Genomic DNA, 6490 nt, shown 5'->3' with positions numbered 1-6490 from the left:
GGTGTATAAAAAAACCACCATAGCGCCAAGCACCAACCAAAAAAGAAGGGTAAGCGTAATCCATTTTAATATGTTAAGGCTTTTGCTCAGGGAAATATGTAATTACTGTAAAATTAATGTTTCGCCTGTTAAAGGCAAATTCAATACCAAACTTTACAATTTATTTAGATAAGGCGAGGTCTGTGTATTATTTCAGTAAAATTATTTTTCAGCCTTTATTTTATAAGCTTAAAACAACACTTGCTGCACAAAAAAGTTATTTGAAATAATACCCAATATTCAGGCTCAGCATACGGTTGCGGATGTTGCGCTGGTCAGTTTCTTCATTATTATTAATGCTGGCCAACCCGTGCATATAACCCACTTCTACAAAAACTTTTTTCATGTGGTAACCCACGCTTGCATTAAGGCCTAAATCGAACCAGCCCAACTCTCCAAAACCAAATTTTAATTTTTCGGTGGTGGTTACATTGCTGGTAGTGGTTGCTTTAATTTTTCCAAAATTGGTAAAACCAAACACCGGCCCCAGGCTTATGGCTAAAGACTTATCTTTATTAGGAAAATCTACACTTAAAGAAGGGATTAAATCAAGATAAGTTATGGAATATTGTTCGATTTTATTGGTGCCGGTTAAAGGTTTAATAATAAAACCCCTTTTGTTTATCATTACCGATGGTGAGAAATGCAATACGCCATCAAAAGGAACTTTTGCCAGCATGCCAATTCCGTAACCGAAGGTAAACTCGTTGGGTTGTTTTACACCACTGTAAACAGCCCTTGCTGTTGAATAATTCCAGCCGCCTTTTACAGCTACTTTTACCTGTGCAGCAATAGTTTTTATCAGTATTAAAGCACAGAGTAAGGCAATACATTTTTTCATAACGTAAATAATTGCGGCAAATGTACAGTTTTAATAACAGAGCTAAATATTTTACCAGCTAATTCTTCAACAGTCAGCAGCGGTTTTAAAATGAATTTAAACTTTCATTTTTTTGTATTCATCTGATTGTTGAATTGAGAGGAATTTCCTTTAGCAATAGAAAGATTTTGCCAGTTGTTACTGGTTATTATTTTAGCAACATAAATTATTTGCCCCACATGATATGGATAATGCGCCATTTGCCTGTTAATAGCATCTATCACCAGCAAACCTTCGCTGCGGATATGGATAGTTTTTAAAAGATCAGCGTCGGATAATGTGTTTAACGCATCCACTAAACATTGCCATCCTTTTTCCCAAAGATCAATTAACTGTTTTTTGGATAAATGTTGATCTTCAAATTCGGTATCACGGTTACGCCATTCTTTTTCGCCATCGCTGGTTAAAAAATCCGTCCAGCGGCTGAGCATGTTGCCGGCAGTATGCTGAATGATGATGGCAATGCTGTTACTGGCTTCATTGGGTTGGTAATGAAAATCGGCATCGGTTAATTGTGCAAATGTTTTATCGCCCAATTCTTTGTAATAGGAAAGGCGTTTAATGGTGGATTGGAGGAAGGATTTTTCTATTGTCATTTTATTTAGTTTAATAAAAGTCTGATTAATACGCTAACAATTGCAAGCGAAAATGATGCAAATATTAACCTTGCAGACTTGTAAAATAATTCATAACCCTTGTTGAATAAATCGGCATCATTTTTTTGAAAAGAAAGCTCAATTAGTTTATTAGCTTTTACACAATAGCCCCAACTAATAATTCCCATACTTAATAGAATAACTGCTATTACTGGAATAATTCTGTAATTAAAAAAAACTGAGTAAGATGAGATTATTTTACCAATTGTATCGCTTATTGCTATGTACCAATTTGTTAATTCTAATATTGAATAAACAATAGTCAAAGTTAAAACAGCTTTTGAAAAATTAAATGTCTTTTTAATTACTACTCTGTTTACATTGTCAACAAAATTATTGGAAATTAAATCTTCACTCATTTTAAAATGTATTTAATAAAATAATTTTCACTTCAATCTTCTCCATTTCCCCCTTCAGGGGATAGGGGCATATCCCTCTGCCGCATCATCACCCCTCTTATCACCCACAGCAATAATTTGTTTGCCTTTAATTTGTATTACTTCCGTTCTTCCAATCTGTCCTCTTGTAATTACTTTGTATCCCATTGCTTCCAGTTGTTTTTTAACGGTTTCGTCAAAATCTTTTTCTACATACAACTGGTCGGGTAACCATTGGTGATGAAACTTTGGTTTGTTAACCGCATCCTCGGCACTCATGCCAAACTCTAAAATATTTACCAGCGTTTGATATACACTTGTAGGAATGGTTGTGCCGCCGGGTGTGCCAACCACTAAATAGGGTTTATTATTTCTCAATACAATAGTTGGTGTCATACTGCTCAGCATTCTTTTGCCGGGAGCAATTGCATTTTTTTCATTGCCCACTGCGCCATACATATTGGGTACGCCGGGCTTTACACTAAAATCATCCATCTCGTTATTTAAAATAAAACCTGCACCGCCTACAACAGTGCGGCTGCCATAACCACCATTTAATGTGGTAGTAACCGATACAACATTCCCTTTATTATCAGCAATACTCAAATGAGTAGTTTCTTCACTTTCACCAATTAATCCTGGTTTGGTTATTGTACTATTCCCTGCTTTATCAGCGGCATAACCTTTCATTCTTTCTGATAAATAAGCATCGCTGGTTAATTTTTTTACAGGCACTTTTACAAAATCAGGATCGCCTAAAAATTCGGCACGGTCTGCATAAGCCCTGCGTTCCACTTCTGTCATTAATTGCACACTGGCAGCAGTTTGAAATTTCATTTTACCAATATTTCTTTTTGCAATCATCTTCATCATCTGTTGCAAAATTATGCCACCACTGCTGGGCAATGGCATTGTAACAATAATGTTGCCCTTGTAATTAAATACATCTGGTATTCTTTCTTTTGTCCGGTAATTTTCCAGGTCATCGTAACTGATAATGCCATTGGCCTTATTCATTTCGGCAACAATTAGTTTTGCAGTTTCGCCACTGTAAAATCCCTTTTGCCCGTTATCCCTTATTCTTTTTAAAGTATTGGCTAAATCTTTTTGTATTAATGTATCACCGGTTTTCCAGGGCTCATTTTTTACAAAAGCAACAGGTGAGGTATTTAGTTTTTTAAATTCTTCTTTTGTATAATTTAATGATGCAGCTTCAGCGGCAGTGATAGCAAATCCGTTTTCGGCCAGGTCAATTGCAGGCTGAATTAATTTTGCAAATGGCAAGCTTGCATATTTATGTGTTGCAAATAAGCCTGCAATGGTGCCTGGCACACCTGCAGCCAAATGTCCATCCTGCGATAAATGCATTTGTGGATTACCGGCACTATCCAAATACATATCTCTTGATGCTTTGGCAGGTGCTTTTTCCCTGTAATCAATAGCAATATTTTTTCTATTTTTTAAATGTGCCACCAAAAAACCGCCACCACCAATATTGCCTGCACCTGGATAAACTACGGCTAATGCTAATTGTGTGGCAATGGCTGCATCAAATGCATTGCCGCCCTGCTTTAAAATTTGCACACCCACTTTACTTGCTAATGGATGGGCAGAAACCACTGCACCATTTGTACAAACTACTTTTTTTTGTGAGTGGTAATTATAAGGATTAATTTGTGCCGTACATTGCAGCACTAAAAAATAGAGTACTATTAATAACGCTGTTGTTTTTTGTTTCATACTTAATAATTATTTTTCAACTAAGCCAGGCAAAAGTTTACATTTTATGAAGAAAATCTTTTTTATTTTTTTTACTTTCCTAATTTCAAGTTACACTTCTTTTTCGCAATCCCTGAAAAGCCCCGATGATTTTTTAGGGTATTCACTGGGCAGTAAATATACACCGCATTACAAAATTGTAAATTATTTTCAGCAGGCTGCCGCAGCCATGCCTAAAATGATGAAGCTGGAGCAATACGGCACCACTAACGAAGGTCGTCCGCTGCTGCTGGCTTTTGTAGCCTCTGAAGAAAATTTTATAAAATTAGAAGAGATACAAAAAAATAATTTGCGCCTTGCTGGAATGTTGAATGATAAAGCTGGTGATCTAAATGTCCCATCCATTGTTTGGCTTAGTTATAATGTACACGGCAATGAAACCAGTTCTTCCGAAGTGGCCATGAAAACTTTATTTGAATTATTAAACGCAAACAATATACAAACAAAAGAGTGGTTGAAAAATACAGTGTTAATTATTGATCCCTGCTTAAACCCCGACGGCCGTGACCGCTATGTAAACTGGTTTACACAAGTAGTGGGAAAGAATGTAGAGGCTAATTTAGATGCAAGAGAACACAGCGAACCATGGCCCGGTGGCAGGACCAATCATTATAATTTTGATTTAAACCGTGACTGGGCATGGCAAACACAAATTGAAACACAGGGCCGCTTAAAAAAATATAACGAATGGATGCCGCAGATACATTGCGATTATCATGAGCAGGGCATTAACAACCCTTATTATTTTGCGCCTGCGGCAGAACCTTTTCATGAAGTGATAACCAAATGGCAGAGAGATTTTCAAACAACTATTGGAAAAAATAATGCAAAATATTTTGATGCTAATGGCTGGTTGTTTTTTACTAAAGAAGTTTTCGATTTATTTTACCCGGCTTACGGAGATACGTATCCCATTTACAATGGAGCTATTGGCATGACTTACGAACAGGCAGGTGGACCCCGTGGCGGTGCAGCAGCTTTAAAAGCAGATGGTGATACGCTTACTTTAAAAGACAGGATTGCTCATCATTTTACCACCAGCATGAGTACAATTGAAATGGCATCTGTAAACAATAGCCGCTTGATAAGTGAGTTTAAAAAGTTTTTTGATGACGCAAAAAATAATGGCATTGGAGAATATAAAACTTATATTGTAACAGATAATAATGCAGGCAAATTAAGAATCTTACAAAATTTCTTTGATAATAACGGTATAAAATATGGTGCAGTATATGGTGCCGCAATAAAAGGGTATAATTATTTTACAGGCAAAGAAGAAACTTTTGCTGCAAATAATAGTTTAGCGATAAGTGCCTACCAACCAAAGTCTGCATTGATAAAAGTATTGTTTGAACCTAAATCAAAATTAAGTGATTCTGTTACTTACGATATTACAGCATGGAGTTTACCTTATGTATATGGTGTACAGGCTTATGCGGTAAAAGAAAAAATAAATGCTGGAAATTTTGCAACAGCAAAAACTGAAAACAATATTTCTGCAAATGCTTACGGTTATCTTATTAACTATAATTCATTTAACGATGCAAAGTTTTTGGCAACCATCGTAAATGCAAAAATTAAAACAAGGTTTGCTGAAAAAGATTTTACTTATAATGGTGCGGCGTATAAAAAAGGCACTTTAATTGTTTTGAAAAAAGGTAACGAAGAAAAGATGGATGCATTTATAAATGCGGTAAATAAGTACAATGCTTCAGTAACTTCTGTTGCAGGTGGTTTTATGGAAACTGGTTTTGATTTTGGCAGCGAGAAAGTACATTTTATAAAGAAGCCCAACGTTGCTATGCTCACAGGTAAAGGTGTTAGCTCCGGTGCAGCAGGAGAAGTGTGGCATTTGTTTGAGCAGCAGTTAGACTATCCAGTAACCTTAATTAATGCGGATGAAATAGATGGCGCTGCTTTAAAAAATATTGATGTTTTAATTTTACCTGACGGCAATTATAAATTTTTTAATGATAAAGACGCCACTGCTGAAATTAAACAATGGGTGCAACAGGGCGGAAAAATAATTGCTATTGAAAATGCTGCTGCACAAATTGCAAAAGCAGATTGGGGCATTAAATTAAAGAAAAGTGATGATGATGATAAGAAGGACGATAAAAAAGACGATAAGAATTTATATAACGATCTGAAACGTTTTGAAAACAGGGAAAGAGAAAGTATTGCAGATTTTATTCCCGGTTCAATTTATAAATTGCTGCTGGATGATTCTCATCCTTTAGCATTTGGTTATACCGCCAATTATTTTACATTAAAGCAAAATGGCGATCTGTATGAGTTTATGAAAGATGGCTGGAATGTGGGAGTGATAAAAAAAGATAACCAGGTAGCAGGGTTTGTAGGAAACCGTTTAAAGGAAAAAATTAAAGACGGTACTGTAATAGGTGTGCAAGATTTAGGCAGAGGAAGCATTGTTTACTTTGCTGATGATCCAATCTTCAGGAGTTTTTGGGAGAACGGGAAGTTGATGTTTGCGAATGCGGTATTTTTGGTGGGGCAGTAGAGTATAGGAATGTCTATTTAATTTATTGCTTCGCAATAAACAAATTGCCACAGAGGCACGGAAGCACAGAAAATACAGTTTTATTTTTGTTACAGTTTATCTAATCACCAAAAATAAATTTATGATAGATTTACCTGAACAAAATGAATATCCTTTACGAGATGAAACAGATAAAATAATTGGTCTTGCAATTGAAGTACATAAAGTGCTTGGTCCGGGGTTTTTAGAAATTGTTTAT

General features: G+C 35.8%; 6 protein-coding genes. 2 read left to right on the top strand and 4 right to left on the bottom strand.

What is annotated here, in order from left to right:
• Positions 1–256 precede the first annotated feature (256 nt).
• From ACY65O_RS04270 to ggt, 4 genes are all read right to left on the bottom strand, one after another.
• Positions 257–880 carry an outer membrane beta-barrel protein gene (locus tag ACY65O_RS04270; RefSeq protein ID WP_462219608.1) on the bottom strand — a complete coding sequence of 208 codons (624 nt, stop codon included), beginning with the start codon at positions 878–880 and terminating at the stop codon, positions 257–259.
• A gap of 104 nt (positions 881–984) precedes the next feature.
• A complete protein-coding gene (locus ACY65O_RS04265) occupies positions 985–1515 on the bottom strand; it encodes a DUF1572 family protein (protein WP_462219607.1) in 531 nt (176 codons plus the stop codon).
• Between the two features lie 5 nt (positions 1516–1520).
• On the bottom strand, positions 1521–1934 hold the full coding sequence (locus tag ACY65O_RS04260) for a hypothetical protein (RefSeq protein WP_462219606.1): 414 nt from the start codon (positions 1932–1934) through the stop codon (positions 1521–1523).
• Between the two features lie 54 nt (positions 1935–1988).
• Complete coding sequence (ggt, locus tag ACY65O_RS04255) at positions 1989–3692, bottom strand: gamma-glutamyltransferase (RefSeq protein WP_462219605.1); 1704 nt, start codon at positions 3690–3692, stop codon at positions 1989–1991.
• Positions 3693–3738: 46 nt separating this feature from the next.
• On the opposite strand from ggt, the gene ACY65O_RS04250 reads away from it, so the two are divergent.
• Together ACY65O_RS04250 and ACY65O_RS04245 are read left to right on the top strand one after the other, a co-directional pair.
• The gene (locus ACY65O_RS04250; RefSeq protein WP_462219604.1) at positions 3739–6252 is read left to right on the top strand and encodes a M14 family metallopeptidase; all 2514 of its coding nucleotides are present in this window, start codon (positions 3739–3741) and stop codon (positions 6250–6252) included.
• A gap of 121 nt (positions 6253–6373) precedes the next feature.
• On the top strand, positions 6374–6490 hold a 117-nt coding region (locus ACY65O_RS04245; RefSeq protein WP_462219609.1), incomplete at its 3' end, for a GxxExxY protein.

Source organism: Ferruginibacter sp., from assembly GCF_031430955.1.
GTDB lineage: Bacteria > Bacteroidota > Bacteroidia > Chitinophagales > Chitinophagaceae > Ferruginibacter.
This window is presented reverse-complemented; position numbering and strand designations above follow the sequence as displayed.